Here is a 20,082-nt window from a genome sequence, read left to right as displayed (position 1 = left end):
GTGCCAACTGTTACAACCGGAACAATGCTGTGCTGCATACCACTACTGCCAAAACCGCTGGTTTGCTGATTTGTTCCCTGGTATTGCTCGTCGCTGCAATAGCGAGCATTGCATTCGGACAAACCCGTATCCCTTTACAAGTCGTGATTGATGCAATGCTTCATTACGACAGCCATATCACCGAACACATCATCATCCAGTCAAGTCGGTTAAATCGGGTATTACTGGCTGTGGTGATTGGCATCAACCTCGCTTGCGCCGGTACCATGCTACAGGCTCTGACCCGCAACCCTCTGGCATCACCAAGTCTGTTTGGCATTAATGCCGGGGCATTATTTTTCATTGTCGCAGCATTCAGTTTTTTTTCACTCACCTCACTGGAGCAATACATTTGGGTCGCGTTCATGGGCGCCTGTATTGCCGGTCTGCTGGTGTATGTGTTGGGCTATCAACAGAACATCGGTTTTGTACCGATACAGGTTGTGTTGGCTGGTGCGGCAATTACAGCATTATTCGTCGCGTTCACTCAGGGACTGTTAATACTGAATCGCGAGAGCCTGGAAGGTATTTTATTCTGGCTCGGCGGTTCACTGTCCAGCCGGACCATAACCATGATTACCCCGTTTTTGCCGCTGTTTGTATTGACCTGGACAGTGACCATGATCATGACCCGACAAATGAACCTGATGTTACTGAATGATGAAGTCGCCAAGGGACTTGGCCAGAGAGTAATTGTTGTCCGTCTGGTGCTCGGCATCCTGGTCATTGTATTGGCTGGAGGATCCGTTGCTCTGGCCGGCATGATTGGTTTTGTCGGGCTGATAATTCCGCATCTAGCCAGAATGTTGTTTGGTCGTGATCACCGTTGGGTACTGCCGGCCGCCGCCATGCTAGGGGCTATTTTATTGCTGCTGGCAGATACATTGTCACGGTTTGTCGTTCCACCCCAGGAGCTACCGGTTGGAGTCATGACAGCGTTTATCGGCACGCCGGTATTTATTGCAATCGCCCGACGCCGAAGCCCCGCCTTATGAGTCACTACTATCTGCTGCGTTCCCGTTCCGAACGACTGGCATTGGCGTTTCATCGAACCACGTTCTGGCGGGTAGTATGCCTGCTAAGCATTCTAATATTTGTCGTTCTGGGTTATTTGTGTCTGGGCAGTACACTGTTGACACCACTGCAGATCATTCAGGCAATAATGACACCTTCTGACAGTGATCATACCTTCACCGTATACATTCTCAGATTACCACGGGCCTTGTTGGCGCTAGAAGTGGGCATGGCTCTTGGTATTTCCGGCGTGATTCTGCAGCAGGTGGTTCGCAACCCCCTCGCGTCACCGGACATCATTGGTATCAGCGATGGCGCTGCACTCGGTGCCGTATTGTTCCTGGCCATATTTGCCGGAGCCATCAGCATCCATTGGCTACCGGTATTTGCGCTGGCAGGCGCAGGTTTGACTGCGTTGCTGATTTACAGTCTGGCACACAATAACGGCGTCATTCCCATCCGGCTGGTACTCGTGGGAATCGCCATTGCTGCTGCCCTGAAAGCAATTGCCACACTCGCAATCGTCATGAGTGACCTGAATACAACGGTAAGTACCTATGTCTGGCTGACTGGCAGCCTGTATGGGGCTCAATGGCAGGACGTGTTGAGCATGCTACCGTGGCTGATTATTTTGCTGCCTCTGACCATTGTAATGGCACGTTCGCTGGCTCTGATGAGCATGAACGATCCACAGGCAGTGGGGCTGGGTGCGGCGGTTAATCGTAACCGCCTGATTCTGCTTGCCGGCAGCGTTGCCCTTGCCGGCTCGGCGGTTGCGTTCGCTGGCGGCATCGGCTTTGTCGGTCTGATTGCCCCTCATTTGGCCAGAGGTATTTGCGGCCAAACAATGCCTGGTCGTATTCTGGGTTCGGGGCTTATGGGAGCGTTGATCGTGTTACTGGCAGATCTCATCGGACGTATCGGTTTTTTGCCCCAGGATTTGCCAGCAGGGATATTCGTTTCAGCAATCGGTGCGCCGTTCTTTATTTATCTGCTGTATCGCCGTCGCCATTGAATGGATTGAGTGGCTGTACATCCGTTACCCGCCAGACAGGTACTGTCGTCATTGCTTCGTCGTTATCGATCTCGGCGCAGGTGCCGTAGCGCTGTACACTATCCTCATAGCCGCTGACAATGAGCGATCCACGCCAGCTTTGTGCTCTCCAGAAAATAGTTACCTTCTCAGGCTGTTGCTCTATCACCTGAAGCTGGACCTGGCTGGTTAACTGATGATCTGCCAACCATTGTCGGGCAGCCACTTCCGCGACCTGCTGCTGAGGATCCAGATGACAGGCACCACGATAACTTGGAAGATATATCTCGCCATTGATTTCAGCCGTCAGCAAAGCTTCGGCCTGATCTGGTTCAATACGACCGTATTTATGCATTTGTGGAAACACCAGCGCACTGGCAGACAATCGACAACCACCCAGATGGGAACTCTGCCAGACCTCCACAGGTGCATCGAGTTTCTCGGCCGCCGCAGCGAGCGCCTGATAGGCAGCATAACCATATTTGGCACAGCATTTATCTTTATTACCATGAGTGCAGCACAGTACCAGAGAACCCTTCACTGATCCGGAAAACCAGCGATACAGAGGCGTTCCTTCCAATACTGCGGTGAGAAAATCAACTAAAGACGCATGCGGCACATCGTACACCCGGTTTTCCGGCATCAGATAAGCCCGATGTACATCCTCGGGTTGATCTTTACGGTCAATCAGATTGATCCTCCGGCCAGCACTTACAATCGCATCGGCCAGTGCCAGTAGTTCGTCACTCATATCTTTGGTCTTGCGCAGACTCTTCAGCCATTTGCCGATGGGCCAGCTGATCAACAGATTAGAACTTTGATGTACGCCTGTACCCGCTAGCGGCTCTGAACGCTCCAGACTGATTTCACGACAAAAAATATACTTCTCAGGATTCATGGATAGCTCCAGCGACATCAGCATCATAACCATCGGTGGCGGTCACCACCGGCACGCACAAAAGCGATCCGGAGTGAGGATCACGAATTACATTGGCATTGAGATCAAAAACAGTCTTGAGGTTTTCACGATTGAATACCCGTTCTGGCGGGCCAGATTCCACGATCCGACCATCACGCATCATAACCAGCGTATCAGCATATGCTGCAGCCAGATTCAACTCATGCAGCACCACCACCAAAGTATGGTGCCGTTGATGCGCCAAACGAACCAGCATCTGCATCAAATCCACCTGCACTTTCAAATCCAGAAACGTGGTGGGCTCATCCAGCAGAATCAGATCAGTCTGCTGTGCCAATACCATCGCAATCCAGCAGCGTTGCCGCTGTCCGCCGGACAGATCATCTACTGGCCGGTCAGCAAAACCGGACACCTGGGCCGTGTCCATCGCCTGGTTGACAGCTCGTTCATCCTCGGAGCTCCACTGCCGTAATAGACTTTGATGAGGAAATCGCCCCTGCGCCACCAGTTCACGGACTGTCAGACCATCGGGGGCACTGGGCCCTTGTGGTAACAGTCCGAGCTTTTGTGCCACTTCGCGGGTACGGGTGTGGTGAATATCTCTACCATCCAACAATACCTGACCGGATTGCGGTACCAGAATTCGGGCCATCGTTTTCAATAACGTGGATTTACCACTGCCATTGGGTCCGACCAGCACTGTCAGACGGCCATCAGCAACAGCAAAATCCACGTCCTGCAAAATGGTCCTGTCACCATAACCGACACCCAAACCATCGCCATGCAAGCGTGATTTCTGATTAGTATGACTACATTGCAAATCCATTACTTCCAACTCATTCAATCCGACAGCTGATGGTATTGCGAATGAATTTTGTTTTCAAATGAATGTCTACAGTGAGCATGGTAAAGACCGGTCGTTCAATAAAAACAATAACCATATAACTAACAGTGATATGGGGAACCATAAACAAAGGTTCATTCAATCACAAAGATGACCCCAAATAAATGAAACCGTGATACTGACCAGACAAACAGGATACTCTGAGAGATAATGTGAACAAACAATATATACCGACTATTTTAGTCGCCAAACCAGTCTGTTCGTCAGAGTTATGGATAACCGTTTCGAACACGGTCAATGCAGACGATGCATGAGGTCGTCGAACTCATCTTCCGGCATCGGATAGGGCTCCAGTTCAATCAATTGCACCCGACCACCCAGCATGATGACATCCCCCTGATAACGCTGCTCGCCGGTGACGGCAAATTCGAAACCATAATGACGGACCAGCCGGAGCATGCCATTTACCCATCGCAGGCGAAAGCGCAGCAGGTGCACACTTTCATCCAGAAACTGCAATTGCAGTTTCTGGCAATGTCGCCTGGCAGCGACAACCGCTCGCTGACGAATACCAAGCAAATGCCAGATCCAGGCAACCACCATAACCAGCACAATGACATTAATAAGATCCTGAACGCTCAACATGACGGGGTGTCAGACCTGTAACGGCAACTGCCAGTTGACCGGAGTTCGGCCACATTGCTGCAGATAAGCATTGGCCTGGGAAAAATGGCCGCTGCCAAGGAATCCCCGATGTGCGGACAATGGCGACGGATGAGTGGTTTTTAACACCAGATGCCTGCGAGTATCGATAAACTGCCCTTTGCGCTGGGCATAACTGCCCCAAAGCATAAATACCACGTTGTCGAGTTGTTCGTTGATCACGGCAATGACGCGGTCGGTAAACTGTTCCCAGCCTTTACCCTGGTGCGCGGCGGCCCGCCCAGCTTCAACAGTTAACACCGAGTTCAACAGCAACACCCCCTGGCGGGCCCAGGATTCCAGATAACCATGATTGGGAACAGTGAAGCCAATATCGCGATTCAGCTCTTTATAAATATTGACCAGACTGGGAGGCACTTTAACTTCCGGCCGCACAGAAAAACACAGGCCGTGTGCCTGATGCTCGCCATGATAGGGATCCTGACCAAGAATGACGATCTTGGTCTGGTCAAACGGAGTCAGGTCAAATGCACGGAAATATTCTTCACCTTTGGGATATATCTGTTTACCGCTGGCCTTTTCATGTTTCAGAAAATGCTTCAGCGACTGCATATAATCCATCTCAAACTGATCCTGTAACCGGCTCAGCCAACTGGGTTCAAGTTTGACAGTTGCAGTGTTCAGAACAGTTCCTCCTGTATAGGTTGCAAATCAAACGCGCATCTTACTCTTTTGCCAGATCCACGACGACCCGTTTCTGATGCTGACCAGTCAGCATTTGCCGGATCTGTTCCGACAATCCTGACAAACCAACATGTTGCACCATGTTGCGCAACTGTACAGGCTTCCACATGGAGGCAAGTTTGCCAAATGCACGGATGCGATCATCCCGGCTGGCATCGGCACTGGCAACACCGAGTAGATTGACTCCCCGTAAAATATACGGGAATACAGTCATTTGCAGGTCAACTCCAGCAACATTTCCACAGGCTGCGACACTGCCTCCGAATTTAAGACTTTTGACAATATTCTCAAGTGTATGACCACCGACACTATCCACCGCCCCAGCCCACTCTGATTTCAGCATTGGCCGAGAAGACTGTGTACCAATTTCATGGCGATCAACCACCCGGCTGGCGCCAAGTTCGAGCAACCATTCCGATGCCTCTGGCTTACCGCTGCTGGCCACTACGCTGAACCCCATCTGCGCCAACATCGTCAGAGCGAAAGCACCAACACCACCAGTAGCCCCGGTAACCAATACTTCACCATTGTTAGCCACCAACCCATTATCAAGAAGCTTTTCAAGGCAATATGCCGCAGTAATGCCAGCCGTTCCCAGCATCATGGATTCTTCCAGACTGATGTTGTCGGGCAGTTGTATCGGCCATTCTGCCGGCACACTGATAAATTCAGCAAAACCACCTGAAGTGTTCATACCCAGGTCATAACCGATGACCACTACTTCAGTGCCCGGCTGCCAACGTCCGGTCCGATCAGATACCACGACACCGGCAGCATCGATACCGGGCGTGTGAGGGTATTCACGAGTGACCCCTTTATGGCCACTCGCTGACAGTGCATCTTTATAGTTAAGGGACGAATAACTGACCTTGATCAGCACATCGTTATCAGGTAAAGCATCAAAGCTGCGTTGCACAACTTCCTGCCTGAATTGACCATTATCTTCAGTTACTAAAAATGCTTTAAATGTTGCCATGTGTAAACTCTTCTATGAGCCATAAGTATGGTTGTTCTATTATGCACTGACGGTACCATATTTATCGTCAACACTTATGGACGATTGAAATGAAAAAACGAACACTTCTGCTTGGGTGGTGGTTGTTAGCTATAGTCGGCTGCTCCGATGTCGCCGCCAAAGAGCTCGACTATCAAAAGGCTCTGATCGTTGATGTCAGAACCCTGCAAGAATGGAACGCCGGTCACCTTCGGGACGCTACACTCATGCCGCTGGATCAGCTGGCAGAACAGATATCCCGGCAACCAATTAATAAGGACCAGCAGATATTGCTGTATTGCCGCAGCGGCAATCGCGCTAACCATGCACAAAAAATTCTGGAGCAGATGGGATACACCCAGGTACTCAATCTGGGCGGGCTCGGACAAGCAGCCGAAACCCTGCAACAGGAAATTATTCAGTCATACGACAACCTCTGATTCTTCAGAGGTTGGGCCTGTCAGTCGCCTTCATACTCACACAACGAAAATACCTTATATCCGGCCTCTTCAAGCTTCCGACTACCACCAAGATCCGGCAGATTCACGATTGCACAAACCTCGACGATACTGGCACCCAGCTTTTCGATCAGTCTTGCTGCCGCCAGCATTGTTCCACCGGTAGCGATCAGATCATCCACCAGGATCACTTTGCTACCCGGCTTGAGAGCATCAGTGTGCATCTCAATCTCGGCACTGCCGTACTCCAGCTCATAACTTTCACAGACCGTTTCGCCCGGCAGTTTGCCTTTTTTACGCACCGGAACGAAGCTTGAACGCAACTCGTAAGCAATCGGAGCACCAATAATAAAACCACGGGCATCGATACCAACAACAGCATCAATATCGGCTTCAAAATAACGATGAACGTAACAATCAATGGTCTGGCGAAAACCTAGTTTATGTTCCAGCAGCGTGGTGATGTCCCGGAACTGCACTCCCGGAGCAGGCCAGTCGGGAATGGTGCGAATATATTGTCTTGGATCGAATTGAAAACTCATAATGTTTGCCAAACCTAAATAAATGGGGCCAGAGGATAACCAAATCCTCCTGAAAATACAGCTCGAAAACCGTTGTCTATGCATTAAGATCAAACTGGCAAACTGTCAGTTAGTAGCTAAGATAATAGGGTTTTAAATCAGCAGTTGGATTTTTCATGAATTATGAGTATCTGGTATTCGATCTGGACGGCACCATCAGTGACCCCAAAGCAGGTATCACACAATCCATCAACTACGCTCTTGAACACCATCATTTCGATCCCTTACCACAGGATGAGCTGAGCCGCTTCATCGGTCCTCCCCTGGATAAAACCTTTGCCGAACTCACCCGAAACAGCGACCCCGGGCTAATTACCTCGCTGGTGGAGAAATACCGTGAACGCTATGGTGATATCGGTTTCAGTGAAAATGTATTGTACGAGGGCATTGAAAGCACCCTAATGGAACTGCATGACCGTCAAAACTGTAAGTTGGGGGTCTGTACTTCCAAACGGGGTGATTTTGCTGTCAAAATCCTCGATATGTTTGGTCTGATAGACTTATTCAGCTTTGTCAACGGAGCAGAGATCGGCATTGAAAAATGGCAACAGCTGGAAAACCTGTTGAACGACGGTGTTATCAGCCGCAACTCTATTATGATCGGTGATCGCTCCAATGACCTGCATGCCGCTAATCATAACCATCTCGATAGCGCCGGGGTTCTGTGGGGTTACGGTTCCCGAGCGGAACTGGAAAAAGAGCGTCCCGGCCATATTCTGCAATACCCGCAGGAGCTGCTGTCGCTGATTCCGGTTTAGCGGCATCAGTGCCTAGACGCTTGTTTATCAATTGCAGATCTGGCGGGCATCTAGATTTCAGAGCAGTTTCCAACGGACAACGATGCAGGTAACTGCCACCAGAACTGGATATTCCAAGACGGCTTTTTGATGCCCTTGAATGCTAATGAGAGATACTGGACTGACCACCGTCAAGCAGATCTGAATCGGAATCGTCCAGCCATATTCACGCCTGTAACACCTCCGCCTCCGGTGGAGTTTATGTAGATCCGGCCCCGGTATTACCGCCGCTGCTCTGGTTGTTGATCTACGTGACCTCAACTGAAGACCAGAGCCGTATCGGGGTTATCCAGGGAGACGACAGAGACATTTGCTACCTATGGATGGGATTCGACGTCGTCGCCGGATCATCGCCTGGGTACGATTAATTGATTGACTGGGTGTTCTCTGCGCCTGGATTTGCTATAACAACCTTTTCCCATAGACCACAGGTATTTGAGTGGCCAATCGATCTGTCAGTACACGTATTTATGAAAAGCTGGTTCGTCATCCTGTCACCCGGAAAGCAGCTGATATGGCACCGGAAGCACAGGCCAGAATTCCCAGAAACTTTGTCACCCTGTTGATCAGCCAGTTTCTGGTACAGCTGGGTGACGCCGTTTCAAACCCTAAAATCATCCTACCCTGGATCATGGGCAGTGTCGGTGCCCCACTCTATCAACTCGGGTTTCTGGTTCCCATACGAGAGGCGGGTTCACTACTGCCGCAATTACTGATTGCCGAATGGATCAGCCGGTATCGGTTGCGTAAATGGTTTTGGGTCTTCGGCAGCCTCTTTCAGTCTCTGGCCATTGCCGGTATCGGCCTGGTAGCGTGGCATGCTTCGGGAGCGCTGGCAGGCTGGCTGATCATTGCCCTGTTAAGCGTATTCAGTCTGGCCCGTGGCCTCAGCTCCACAGCTTCCAAAGATGTGTTGGGCAAGACTATCCCTAAAAGCCAGCGGGGCGAGGTTAATGGTTGGTCTGCCAGCTTCTCCGGTCTGATCACTCTGATCATGGGTACAATGCTGCTGTTACACAATGGACACCCGCTTGAAGCTTCCAGCTATGGTTATCTGATTCTCATGGCCAGTCTGTTGTGGACAGCGGCGGCGGCGGTATTTATCGGGATCCGCGAACTGCCGGGCGAAATCCACAAACCTCATAACGTAATGCAGTCGCTATTACAACGCAGCCGTATATTGATTACAGACAGACCGTTCAGACGCTTTGTGGTCGCCCGGGCGTTGCTGTTGTGTTCAGCGTTAACGGCTCCTTACTATGTGGCGCTGGCGCAGCAACTATTAGGCAATCCGCTGCAGTTACTGGGCATGTTTGTTCTGGCCAGTGGTGCAGCCAGCCTGGTCTCTGGGCCGGTTTGGGGGAAACTTGCCGATATTTCCAGCACCACGGTGATGGCTGTCGGGTCGTTCATTGCCGCTGGACTGGGATTCCTGGTGTGTCTGCTGGTTTGGCTTCGACCGGAGTGGCTGGCCTTACCCTGGTTGCTGCCTGTGTGTTATTTCTTTCTCAGTATTGCCCACCAGGGCGTACGTATCGGTCGCAAAACTTACGTCGTGGATATTGCTGAAGGGAACCTAAGGACTGATTACGTGGCAGTGAGCAATACGGTTATCGGTGCGGTATTGCTCGTGGTAGGAGGTTTGGGGGCATTGGCCGGCCTGATCAGCCTGTACAGCATTATTCTGCTGTTATCAACGGCGGGATTAATCGGTGCAATCATGGCTTCATACCTCAGGAAATAGCAGCCCGGTGTTGAAAATCCCCTGGTAAAGACCGGCTGCCACCTGCTTAAAATATTCAGAATCCTCCAGAGCCTGAGCACCAGTCAAAGCACCCTGCAGAGCCGCAAGGACCACAGCGGCCTGCTGGCTGACCTGTTGACTCTCCTCTGGCAGGTCATAAAAACGCGCAAGTGTCTTTCTGAGCCAGGTCAGATTTAAGGTAAAAAAGGCCTGGACTTCCATCATAACGGCTTCCGGCAGCAACGTTTTTTCCACGCTCAGGACTGCACACAGACACATTTGCCGGGCACTGAGCATTTCCTGATAGAACATGTAAAAGTAGTGAGTCAGTGCCGCTTCGGGATCAAAATCAGGCAAATCAGGATCCATTAACGCCTGCTCAAACCGGTTGCGATAACGCAATGCCACCGCTGCGGCAAGATGTCCTTTGGTGGGGAAATGATAATGCACACTGGCACTTTTAATGCCGGTATCGCGGGCCAGATCGCGAAAGCTGAACGAACTGTATCCTCCGGTTCGAATATACGTCTCCGCAAGATCCAGTAATTTTTCCGGCGTGCTTTTTTCACCAGCCATATTCCAACCCCATGACACAATAGAGCTACAGTGTACAACAAACTGAAGCAGGTTCGCGTAAAGCACATTTGACTTCAGCGGGCTTTGCCCTCATCTGCAACAGTATAACCCGATTTCAAGGAGAACCCGACATGGAGCTGCTGCTCGCCTTACTGATTATGGTAACCGTTATGGTGGTGCCTGTTAAACTCGCGGCATCCATGGTCGGTGCCAAAAACACCGGCTTTTTTACCTGCCTGGGCGCAATTATTGTCGCCAGTATTATTCAGTTGATTGCCATCAGAATCATTCCTGCGTTGAGCGAGCAACTGGGCATATTGTTGTCTCTGCCACTGACAGCTGTGGCCTACATGATGGTACTGGATACCAGCTTTGTGAAAGGTATCCTGATTGCCGTTCTACAGGGATTTATACTGGTATTGATGACGTTTCTGCTCGCAGGCCTGTTAGTTTTCTGACAACAGATTCGTGACTTATACGCAGGCAAACCTGGTCCAAACACCAACCAATCAAAATAGTAAGGATAGAAAGCATTATGGGGAAGGCACTCTGGATCGGTATTTTCACGCTGACGCTTATCTGGTCAGGCATACATCCCAAAGATCAATTTACCTGGTTTCTGGAAACCATCCCAGCCATGATCGGCGCTGTCGTTCTGGCTGCCACCTATCGTTCCTTCCGCTTGACCGCTTTAGTCTATTGCCTGATTCTGATCCACTGTCTGGTACTGATGGTCGGCGGACATTACACCTATGCCGAGGTTCCGCTGTTTGATGTCATTCGGGACTACTTCAACATGGCACGCAATAACTACGACAAACTCGGACACTTCGTCCAGGGTTTTGTTCCTGCCATGATTGCCCGGGAAATTATCAAACGCAAACATATTATTAACGGCAATATGATGAGTTCGTTTTTTATTGTCTGCTTCTGCCTGGCCTTCAGCGCGTTTTATGAACTGATCGAATGGTGGGTAGCCATTGCGACCGGTGACAGTGCCGAGGCATTTCTGGGAACTCAAGGTTATGTCTGGGACACCCAGTCGGATATGGCCTATGCGTTGCTCGGCTCAATATGCAGTCTGCTGTTGTTAAGTGGCTGGCATAATCGGCAGTTAAAATCACTTATGAATATGTAATGATTGTCGAACATACCCATAGCGGTCGGTTGCGCGTCAGAAGCAACGGTATGGGTCTATACCAAATGTGACTATGGCTGCGTGACACCATTGGCCGTTACCATTCAATGGTTGCTTAAACGGCATTTTCGATACATTAGTAAACTATTTCATTTGCCGGGTGTTGCTTTAAATGACCACAAATTAAAATGCAGCGCCCTGGTATAGAAACAACGGGTACAGACAGATCAAAGCTTTTAAGTATTCATAAATTTAAAAAGACAACATGGCAACAGAGATTCTCCGAAGCGGCCACAGGTACGCGCTCCGGAGAATAGGTTTCGAATGGAACAAATCAGCTTAACGCAGCCAGTTTGTCAGCTTGCTCCTGCAGACTCGCCAGTTTACTCTGCAAATCAGCAGCCTTTTCTTTTTCTTTCTTAACGACGGTTTCCTGTGCCTTGGCCAGAAAGTTTTCATTACTCAGTTTGGCTTCGGTACGTTGAAGATCCTGCGTAACTCGGGTGATTTCCTTTTGCAGACGTGCCTGTTCGGCAGCCACGTCGATCAGACCAGCCATGGGCACCAGCACCTGGGTCTCGCCGACCAACGCGGTTGAAGACAGTGGCGCTTCGTCATCCTCATTAAGCCAGCAGATACTCTCAAGCTTGGCCAGCTTGATCAGGAACTCGGAGTTTTGCTGTAAACGCTGCTGATCAACAACACTGTCGCCTTTCAGAATCACATCGATGGCCTTGACTGGTGAAATCTGCATCTCACCTCGAATATTACGCACACCGACAATCACACCTTTGATCCATTCGATGTCCTGCTCTGCGCTTTCATCCAACCGGGCCTCATCCGCCACGGGATAAGAACGTAACATGATAGTGTCACCTTCCTGTCCGGCCAGATCTCGCACATTCAACCAGATTTCTTCGGTAATGAAAGGCATGATCGGGTGTGCAATTCGTAGAATGGCTTCCAATACCCGTACCAGAGTCCGTCGTGTTCCACGTTTCAGGATTTCGGCTCCATCTTCCTGCCACAGCACCGGTTTGCTCAATTCAAGATACCAGTCGCAGTATTCATTCCAGACAAAGTCATAAATTGCCTGGCTCATGAGATCAAAGCGATAGTTATCAAAGTAACGGGCGACATCCAGTTCCAAACGCTGCAGGCGGGAAATGATCCAACGGTCGGCTAACGACAGCTCATACGATTCATTGTTCAGATCCTGAACCGCCAGCGCCTCAGAGTCATAGGCCTCCACGGTATTCATGCGAACATACCGAGCTGCATTCCATAGTTTGTTACAGAAATTCCGATAGCCTTCCAGGCGCTTAACATCAAAATTGATGTCACGTCCGGTAGCTGCCAATGAGGTCAGGGTAAAACGCAGGGCATCGGTGCCGGAACGTTCAAAACCATTGGGAAATGATTTGCGGGTATTTTTTTCAATTTTGGCAGCCAGCTGTGGTTGCATGAGTCCGCTGGTACGCTTGGTCAGCAGGTCGTCGAGACTGATACCATCGATCAGATCGATTGGGTCAATCACATTGCCTTTGGACTTGGACATTTTCTGACCGTTTTCATCACGAATCAGGCCAGTGACATACACTTTTTTGAAGGGCACCTGAGGCTTGCCATCATCATCTTTGATGAAGTGCATAGTCATCATGATCATCCGTGCCACCCAGAAAAAGATGATATCAAAGCCGGTAACCAGTACATCGGTGCTGTGAAACTCTTTCAAATCCGCAGTTTCATCCGGCCAGCCCAGCGTCGAAAACGACCACAGACCAGAACTGAACCAAGTATCCAGAACATCCCCATCCTGGGTTAACTGTACATCATCCGCCAGTTTATATTTCTGGCGTACTTCAGCTTCAGAACGGGCCACGTAAACTTCACCATTCTGGTCGTACCAGGCAGGAATCTGATGCCCCCACCATAACTGTCGGGAAATACACCAGTCCTGGATATCGCGCATCCAGGCAAAATAGGTGTTTTCCCACTGTTTCGGCACAAACTCGATCTCGCCGCTCTCTACTGCCCTGATGGCAGGTTCCGCCAGCGGTGCAGTGCGAACATACCACTGATCAGTCAACCAGGGCTCAATCGCTTCACCGGAACGATCACCCCGGGGCACCATCAGGGTGTGATCCTTGATGCCTTCGAGCAGTCCCAGCTGTTCAAAATCCGCAATGATTCTGTTTCTGGCCTCATAACGAGACAAGCCGGCATACCCGTCTGGAATAGTGCCTGCAACATCGGGGTTGATACTGCCGTCATAATGAAAAGCCTGGGCCGTATCCAGAATATTGGCACTGGCATCAAACACGTTCACCAACGGTGCACGATGACGCTTACCCAGCTCATAGTCGTTAAAATCATGGGCCGGGGTGATTTTTACGCAGCCGGTTCCGAATGCCATATCGACATAATCATCAGCCACAATGGGCAGCCTGCGGCCAACCAACGGTAGTTCAACATATTGGCCGATAATGGACTGATAGCGGTCATCCTCAGGATTCACGGCAACAGCGGTATCTCCCAACAGAGTTTCCGGCCGGGTGGTTGCCACAACAATATAATCTTTGCCATCTGCGGTTTTCACGCCATCCGCCAATGGATAGCGAAAATGCCACAATTTGCCGTTTTCTTCTTTATTTTCGACCTCCAGGTCGGAAATGGCAGTGTGCAGTTTTGGGTCCCAGTTCACGAGGCGTTTGCCGCGATAAATCAGTCCTTCATCATACAAACGAACAAAGGTTTCTTTGACTGCCGCAGCCAGATTATCATCCATGGTGAACGCTTCACGGGACCAGTCCACGGAGTCCCCCAAACGGCGCATCTGCCGGGTGATGTTGCCGCCACTTTCTTCTTTCCATTGCCAAACCCGATCTATGAAGGCTTTACGTCCAAGATCGTGGCGGGTTTTGCCATCTGCCGCGAGCAGACGCTCCACCACCATCTGCGTGGCAATACCAGCATGATCAGTTCCAGACTGCCACAGAGTCTTATGACCGCTCATACGCTTGTAACGGATCAATGCATCCATAATGGTCTGCTGGAAGGCGTGGCCCATGTGCAGGCTGCCGGTTACATTAGGCGGCGGGATGACAATGCAATAACCTTCGCCTTCTCCCTTGGGAGCAAAGTAATCACTTTGTTCCCAGTTCTGATAATGTTTCTGCTCAATGTCCTGAGGCTGATAGGTTTTTTCCATGGGGGAATGCTCTCAATTATGCGATTGTCGTTTCAGAAAATTTTTAAAAGAGTGGGATTATAGGAAAACAAGGCTACGCTTTTCCACCAACAGAGACGATATGACCGATAAAATACGAGCACAGAATATCGTATCGCATTCGCTCCGTTGACAGCCCTACGCGAGACTCAGCAAAGGAGGTCTATAATAGCCGCCTGGCCAGTTCTATATGGTGTAATCTCAACGCTTCCAGGTCGATATGCAGCAATCCATTTTCCACAGCCCATTGCCCGGCAACCATTAAGTGCCGAACTTTTTGGGCACCACAAAGTACCAGCGCAGCAATCGGATCGGCAGCACCGGAAAACCGCAGTTCATCCAACGCAAACAGGGCAAGATCCGCCTGCTTGCCAATTTCAATGGCACCGATATCACTACGCCCCAAAACCTTGGCAGAACCACGGGTGGCCCAGTTCAGAACGGTATGTTGGGTGATTTTCTCGGTCCCATATTTTAACCTTTGCTGCAGTAACGACTGACGAACCTCCTGCATCATGTTCGAGCAATCATTACTGGCTGAACCATCTACTCCCAGACCAATATGACAACCCGCCTGCTCCAGGTCTAGTGTTGGACAGGTGCCCGACGCCAGCAGCATATTGGATGTGGGGCAATGGGCAATACCCACCTCAGCCTGACCGAGGCGGTAAATTTCCTGCTCAGAAAAATGGATGCCATGAGCCAGCCAGGTACCTTTACGCAACCAACCGCAATGCTCCAGATAGTCAGTCGGGCGCATACCATATTTCTGTACGCAGAAATCATTTTCATCCGTGGTTTCGGCCAGATGAGTATGCAGTGACACCTGATATTGCTGTGCCAGCTCGGCAGTATCTTTCATCAATTGTTCGCTGACCGAAAATGGTGAACAGGGAGCCAGAGCAAGCTGTACCATTGAGCCTTCTTTGGGATCATGATAACTTTTTAACAGTCTCTCGGAATCAGCAATAATGTCCGCTTCCGTTTGTATGACAGAATCCGGCGGCAACCCACCCTGGCTTTCACCAAGACTCATACTACCCCGAGTCAACGTGGCACGAACCCCAAGATGCTGAACAGCGGCAATCTGGATATCAATGGCCTGTTCCAGGCCTTTTGGAAAAACGTAATGATGATCACAAATTGTGGTACAACCGGATAACATCAGTTCTGCGGCTGCCAGTTCTGATGACACTTCCAGCAGTTCCGGCGTCAACCTTTCCCACACGCGATATAAAGCTTTAAGCCATGGAAACAGAGGTTTATTCATTGCCTCAGGCAGGCAACGGGTCAGAGTTTGATAAAAATGATGATGCGTATTGATGAGTCCCGGAGTAATAACCAGATTACTGGCATCAAAAACTTCGTCTACCGGCGCTGACGGCTGTTCGTTCAACCCCAGCAGTTCGACAATTTTGGATTGTTCAACCACGATTCCGCCACGACAATCCGCAACAGCATCCTGGTAAACCGCCAATGGTTCCTTTATCCAGACACGTGCCATGCTTTATTCACCCCGACGGTACGCATAAGTGGCATCAAAACGTGACTGAATCCAGTCGCCACTGTATATAGGCTCATATTTGGCCGGGTTTTGTTCCGATTGACAGCTGGGTACACAGTCAACCAGGGTTTCGTAATCCGGTTCTACAAAAAAAGGAACAGAATAGCGATGAACATCCGGCATGGATGCCTTTACCCGATGCGCTGTCGATACATACTCGTCATTGGTCCAGCGCTGCATCAGGTCACCGATATTGACCACCAACGCCCCCTCCACCGGTGGTGCATCGATCCACTCACCGTTGCGGGCACGTACCTGTAAACCACCCACCTGATCCTGTAATAACAACGTGACACACCCATAATCCGTGTGAGCCCCGGCACCATTATCATGCTCCATCGAGGGTCTCGGTGGATAGTGGATAAGTCGTAAAACGGTTACATGAGTATTGAAGCAACGAGTGAAAAAATTGTCTTCCAACTTTAACGCTTTTGCCATGGCCACTAGCAAACTCTGAGATGCCGTAAATGCAGCCTGATAATAGCTGAGCAAGGTATCTACTATGGCTGGATCTTCGGGATAACGGTTAGGACCATACATGTTGGAATACTTGCTAACCATCGGATGGTCAGGTGGCAAATCCAACGCCATATCAAATGTTTCTTTCCAATCAGACAGATTGGTTTCATCAAGCTTTTCTTTACCAATCGAACCATACCCTCTGTGATTGGTGCTCGTACCAATATCGATCTTTTGCTTTTCTTCCTGCGGCAGAGCAAAAAAACGCTTTGCTGCTACAAAAATTTCCTGCATCAGACGTTCGGAAATACCGGTATTGGTCAGATAGATAAAGCCGATTTCACGACAAGCGTAATCCAACCGCTGGATTTCAGCCTGTTGAATATCTGGGTCGTGAGACGTTAATAAACTAAGATCGATTAATGGTAATGACATGGCTAACACTCGAAATACTACTGGAATGGAACAGCACATCCTGCCAATTTGGGAAAAACAGTGAGCTGGATGAACGTCGGGCTAGACTGTCGAAAAAAACGAAAACTGTCAATAAGTGTTCTGTTATCGGTCAACAAACACCACAATCATTATTTTCGCTAACAGATACGGCTGAACTAACGTTGATCCACAATCTGAATATTGGAAGTGAACGACATCTGTTGATCCACCAGCAAATATGCCACACCCGATTCCTGCAACCAATTCGGATCAGCTTCACTTTTCAATAATGCCAGACTGGAAAAAGAACCTGCTATCAAACACTGATCGGCCATAACCGTTGCCCCGGCAAATGGCGACTGAATAGGATAACCTGTATGCGGGTTAAGAATGTGACAATAGCGCTTTCCATCAATCAGCATATAACGCTCATAATCACCGCTGGTGGCAACAGCACCATGAGTCATGGGAATTTTGACGATAGCGCGGTCGACCTGACGGGGATGCTGAATACCAATCATCCAGGGTTTTCCATCCGGATGTGGCCCGATAACCGCTATGTCCCCCCCCAGGTTCACCAGTCCATGTTCCACCCCTCTGTAACGCAGCACCGAAGCAAGTTGATCAGCCGCAAACTCTTTTACAAATCCCCCGAAATCAATTTCCATTCCTGCTTTTGGCAAACAGAAAAACGGGGGTTGCCAATGCACATTTGACCAACCGACCAATGGTAACAAAGCTTCTATATCGGCATGGGGTGGTAAGCAACCGGAACGAAAATCCCACGCCCGGCGCAAAATACCAGACGTGATATCAAACAGCCCCTCACTTTGTTCATACAAAGTGGCCGCATAATGCAGCAATCCAACCGTCTCGTTATCCACTTCGATCAGTTCACCGTTGCCGGATGCAGTATTGATCCTGCTGGTAATACTGTCAGGACGATAACGAGTGTATTTGTTCTCCAGCTGAATAAGACGCTGCCGAGCAGCTGCCAGTAATTCCTGATTGTCTTCAGTCGGCGCGTAATAATAGAGCTCACACGGGCTACCCATTGCCCGGAACTGATGATGATGGAGTAAAAATGCCGATGACATGATTTAGAAGTTCATGCCAAATCCCACGGACACGACATCAAAACTCACCAATGCCGGATGATCTCCAAACGCACCATAATGTTCATATGAAACATTGCCGTAAAACTGCGTCCATTGTTTTTCCAGCTTGATACGACCACTCAATGCCGTAAATTCTGACAATCGGTAGTCACTGGAATAGTAACCATCTTGACGAGTATTTTTATAATAAGGTTCGTAAAAAGCAGCCGCAGACTGATGATAAAGACGCATGGAAGGGACTATTTGCCAATTGTTACCAAAGTTCTGGTACCAACCAAGATCAGCCGTCTGTGAAAACACTTCCCAATCGCTGTAGTAAAAACTCAGGTCGGTATGCAGAGCAGCATCATAATCACTAAAGAACTGTCTGAATAGCAACGAACCACTTAACTGGCTCTGGTTATCCGGGCGTGAATCCTGAACCTGTATACCATTAACTGTCACCCATTTATAAGGATCAGACAAAAATCCTTGTAATGATGTCATACCGATATTAGCACCTACCAAGCGGTTTTTATCGATGACTTGTGAAAAACCAACGAAACCGGACACCCGGGATTTGTCTTTTCCACTTGGTCTGGTGGGGTATTTATCGGTATCAGACGCGTCAATATTATCCTTCCCTGCACTCATACCATAGTTCAGAGTCGTCAGATTATTATTCAGGCGCCAAATCCCGGAAAAACCGAACGAGAGTGAGGAGTAATCATTTTCGGTTGAATAACTGGCAGACACAGTGGACTCACTTCGCAGGTTATAGCTACGAAAATCTGCGCCGACCTCCATCCGTGTGTCGTCAATGGTTGCACCACTCATCACCTGTACAGGATCACCTTTCTCATCCGGCACCACATACCATGGCGAAGCGCCAGACATGGTCTCGACGATACCGCTGACGGTCAATTCCGTGTCCGCAGTTACCGGAACCTTACCTTTTGCCTGAAACACATCGATATCATAACGAGAAGAGGACTTACCAGTACTGGTATTACCCGCTGGTACCTCCCCTTCATGATAATGACTGTATCTGAAGTCAACTTCATTATTCTGATTGGGCGGGTCCGCCCGCACAGTTTCTGATAGCGTATTTAGCAGCAGTGCCGCAGCACTTAAGCTCAAAAGAGCAGATTTTTTATCTTGCATTCTGTTTTCCTCAGTTACAACCACAACCACCGCCTGCTCCGGCAGTGACGGCTTGAGATGCTTCTTTACCATGATAAATATGGTCCTGGATTTTCTGTTCCAGTGCATCTGAACTGAAGGCCATTTCAGGCCGTGCAAGATTACCTCTTTCCCAAGGCTTCACCTGAGCGCAGCCCTGACAAAAAAGCACCATTACCAATAAAGGCAGGAGCAGTTTATTCATTATCAAATCTCTTCCAAAGCCAAAAAAGCTATCTTATACCAATATCCCGCTCACAGGACCATTGGCATCATACGGTTTTATGACTCCGTAGACACCCATATATTCCGCAGCAGTATCCAGCAGCTGATGATGGTTGTCCGCAGGGATGATCGTTCCCCTGTTAACGGCATTTCCACCACCTGCAAACATGAAAGCGGCATCAGAGCCAGTATGGGAACCACCATCACCCATATCTGTGACCTGTACGACAAGTGTCGAATCAATCATCTTACCGCCATTCGGATCATCTTCTGTTTTTAAGCGTTCAATCAGATGTGCCATGCGTTCAGAAAAATAGGTCCGATACTCAGCATAAAAGTCCAGATTC

At 49.5% G+C, this 20,082-nt stretch carries 21 protein-coding genes; 7 read left to right on the top strand and 14 right to left on the bottom strand.

Annotated features, from left to right (window positions below; genetic code table 11):
• Nucleotides 1–29 precede the first annotated feature (29 nt).
• Together ACQY6I_RS01145 and ACQY6I_RS01140 are read left to right on the top strand one after the other, a co-directional pair.
• Nucleotides 30–1,034, top strand: a complete 1,005-nt coding sequence (locus ACQY6I_RS01145; protein WP_428239634.1) for a FecCD family ABC transporter permease — start codon at nt 30–32, stop codon at nt 1,032–1,034.
• Complete coding sequence (locus tag ACQY6I_RS01140) at nt 1,031–2,068, top strand: FecCD family ABC transporter permease (protein WP_428239633.1); 1,038 nt, start codon at nt 1,031–1,033, stop codon at nt 2,066–2,068. Before ACQY6I_RS01145 ends, ACQY6I_RS01140 begins: the two co-directional genes overlap by 4 nt.
• Here the strand turns inward: ACQY6I_RS01140 and ACQY6I_RS01135 are convergent.
• From ACQY6I_RS01135 to ACQY6I_RS01115, 5 genes are all read right to left on the bottom strand, one after another.
• Nucleotides 2,037–2,984, bottom strand: coding sequence for a sucrase ferredoxin (locus tag ACQY6I_RS01135; RefSeq protein ID WP_428239632.1), 948 nt, complete (start codon nt 2,982–2,984; stop codon nt 2,037–2,039). The genes ACQY6I_RS01140 and ACQY6I_RS01135 overlap by 32 nt on opposite strands.
• Nucleotides 2,974–3,831 carry an ABC transporter ATP-binding protein gene (locus ACQY6I_RS01130; RefSeq protein ID WP_428239631.1) on the bottom strand — a complete coding sequence of 286 codons (858 nt, stop codon included), beginning with the start codon at nt 3,829–3,831 and terminating at the stop codon, nt 2,974–2,976. The genes ACQY6I_RS01135 and ACQY6I_RS01130 overlap by 11 nt, the downstream gene beginning before the upstream one ends.
• 312 nt (nt 3,832–4,143) lie before the next feature.
• Nucleotides 4,144–4,494: a DUF3301 domain-containing protein gene (locus tag ACQY6I_RS01125; protein ID WP_428239630.1), complete on the bottom strand. Its 351-nt coding sequence runs from the start codon at nt 4,492–4,494 to the stop codon at nt 4,144–4,146.
• 9 nt (nt 4,495–4,503) lie between these two features.
• Nucleotides 4,504–5,196, bottom strand: coding sequence for a uracil-DNA glycosylase (gene ung, locus ACQY6I_RS01120; RefSeq protein WP_428239976.1), 693 nt, complete (start codon nt 5,194–5,196; stop codon nt 4,504–4,506).
• Nucleotides 5,197–5,236: 40 nt separating this feature from the next.
• The gene (locus tag ACQY6I_RS01115) at nt 5,237–6,232 is read right to left on the bottom strand and encodes a YhdH/YhfP family quinone oxidoreductase (RefSeq protein ID WP_428239629.1); all 996 of its coding nucleotides are present in this window, start codon (nt 6,230–6,232) and stop codon (nt 5,237–5,239) included.
• Nucleotides 6,233–6,321: 89 nt separating this feature from the next.
• Here ACQY6I_RS01115 and ACQY6I_RS01110 point away from each other — a divergent pair, with 89 nt between their 5' ends.
• Nucleotides 6,322–6,690, top strand: a complete 369-nt coding sequence (locus ACQY6I_RS01110; RefSeq protein ID WP_428239628.1) for a rhodanese-like domain-containing protein — start codon at nt 6,322–6,324, stop codon at nt 6,688–6,690.
• 20 nt (nt 6,691–6,710) lie between these two features.
• Here the strand turns inward: ACQY6I_RS01110 and ACQY6I_RS01105 are convergent, their stop codons facing one another.
• Nucleotides 6,711–7,250, bottom strand: coding sequence for an adenine phosphoribosyltransferase (locus ACQY6I_RS01105; protein ID WP_428239627.1), 540 nt, complete (start codon nt 7,248–7,250; stop codon nt 6,711–6,713).
• A gap of 155 nt (nt 7,251–7,405) precedes the next feature.
• Between ACQY6I_RS01105 and ACQY6I_RS01100 the strand changes: the two genes are divergently transcribed.
• A complete protein-coding gene (locus ACQY6I_RS01100; protein ID WP_428239626.1) occupies nt 7,406–8,047 on the top strand; it encodes an HAD hydrolase-like protein in 642 nt (213 codons plus the stop codon).
• Nucleotides 8,048–8,525: 478 nt separating this feature from the next.
• Complete coding sequence (locus ACQY6I_RS01095) at nt 8,526–9,830, top strand: MFS transporter (protein WP_428239625.1); 1,305 nt, start codon at nt 8,526–8,528, stop codon at nt 9,828–9,830.
• Here the strand turns inward: ACQY6I_RS01095 and ACQY6I_RS01090 are convergent.
• The gene (locus ACQY6I_RS01090; RefSeq protein ID WP_428239624.1) at nt 9,813–10,406 is read right to left on the bottom strand and encodes a TetR/AcrR family transcriptional regulator; all 594 of its coding nucleotides are present in this window, start codon (nt 10,404–10,406) and stop codon (nt 9,813–9,815) included. The two genes, ACQY6I_RS01095 and ACQY6I_RS01090, sit on opposite strands and share 18 nt — an antisense overlap.
• Nucleotides 10,407–10,537: 131 nt before the next feature.
• On the opposite strand from ACQY6I_RS01090, the gene ACQY6I_RS01085 reads away from it, so the two are divergent.
• The gene (locus ACQY6I_RS01085) at nt 10,538–10,864 is read left to right on the top strand and encodes a hypothetical protein (protein WP_428239623.1); all 327 of its coding nucleotides are present in this window, start codon (nt 10,538–10,540) and stop codon (nt 10,862–10,864) included.
• A 77-nt stretch (nt 10,865–10,941) separates the two neighbouring features.
• Nucleotides 10,942–11,544, top strand: coding sequence for a DUF2238 domain-containing protein (locus ACQY6I_RS01080; RefSeq protein WP_428239622.1), 603 nt, complete (start codon nt 10,942–10,944; stop codon nt 11,542–11,544).
• Between the two features lie 334 nt (nt 11,545–11,878).
• Here ACQY6I_RS01080 and ACQY6I_RS01075 read toward each other — a convergent pair whose 3' ends face one another.
• The 7 genes from ACQY6I_RS01075 to ACQY6I_RS01045 all read right to left on the bottom strand — a co-directional run.
• Nucleotides 11,879–14,755 carry a valine--tRNA ligase gene (locus tag ACQY6I_RS01075; RefSeq protein WP_428239621.1) on the bottom strand — a complete coding sequence of 959 codons (2,877 nt, stop codon included), beginning with the start codon at nt 14,753–14,755 and terminating at the stop codon, nt 11,879–11,881.
• Between the two features lie 181 nt (nt 14,756–14,936).
• The gene (locus ACQY6I_RS01070) at nt 14,937–16,277 is read right to left on the bottom strand and encodes an 8-oxoguanine deaminase (RefSeq protein ID WP_428239620.1); all 1,341 of its coding nucleotides are present in this window, start codon (nt 16,275–16,277) and stop codon (nt 14,937–14,939) included.
• A gap of 3 nt (nt 16,278–16,280) precedes the next feature.
• Nucleotides 16,281–17,231, bottom strand: a complete 951-nt coding sequence (locus ACQY6I_RS01065) for an isopenicillin N synthase family dioxygenase (protein WP_428239619.1) — start codon at nt 17,229–17,231, stop codon at nt 16,281–16,283.
• Between the two features lie 176 nt (nt 17,232–17,407).
• A complete protein-coding gene (locus ACQY6I_RS01060) occupies nt 17,408–18,328 on the bottom strand; it encodes an FAD:protein FMN transferase (RefSeq protein WP_428239618.1) in 921 nt (306 codons plus the stop codon).
• A 3-nt stretch (nt 18,329–18,331) separates the two neighbouring features.
• Nucleotides 18,332–19,492 (bottom strand): DUF3570 domain-containing protein, encoded by a 1,161-nt coding sequence (locus ACQY6I_RS01055; protein ID WP_428239617.1) that lies wholly within the window; start codon nt 19,490–19,492, stop codon nt 18,332–18,334.
• 10 nt (nt 19,493–19,502) lie between these two features.
• Nucleotides 19,503–19,715, bottom strand: a complete 213-nt coding sequence (locus ACQY6I_RS01050; RefSeq protein ID WP_428239616.1) for a DUF4266 domain-containing protein — start codon at nt 19,713–19,715, stop codon at nt 19,503–19,505.
• Between the two features lie 33 nt (nt 19,716–19,748).
• Nucleotides 19,749–20,082: hypothetical protein (locus tag ACQY6I_RS01045; RefSeq protein WP_428239615.1), on the bottom strand; the 334-nt coding region annotated here is incomplete at its 5' end.

It is taken from the genome of Gynuella sp. (assembly GCF_050297175.1).
In the GTDB taxonomy this organism is placed as follows: Bacteria; Pseudomonadota; Gammaproteobacteria; order Pseudomonadales; family Natronospirillaceae; genus Gynuella.
Note: the sequence above shows the minus strand (reverse complement) of the source record. Positions and strands in the feature narration are given on the sequence as shown.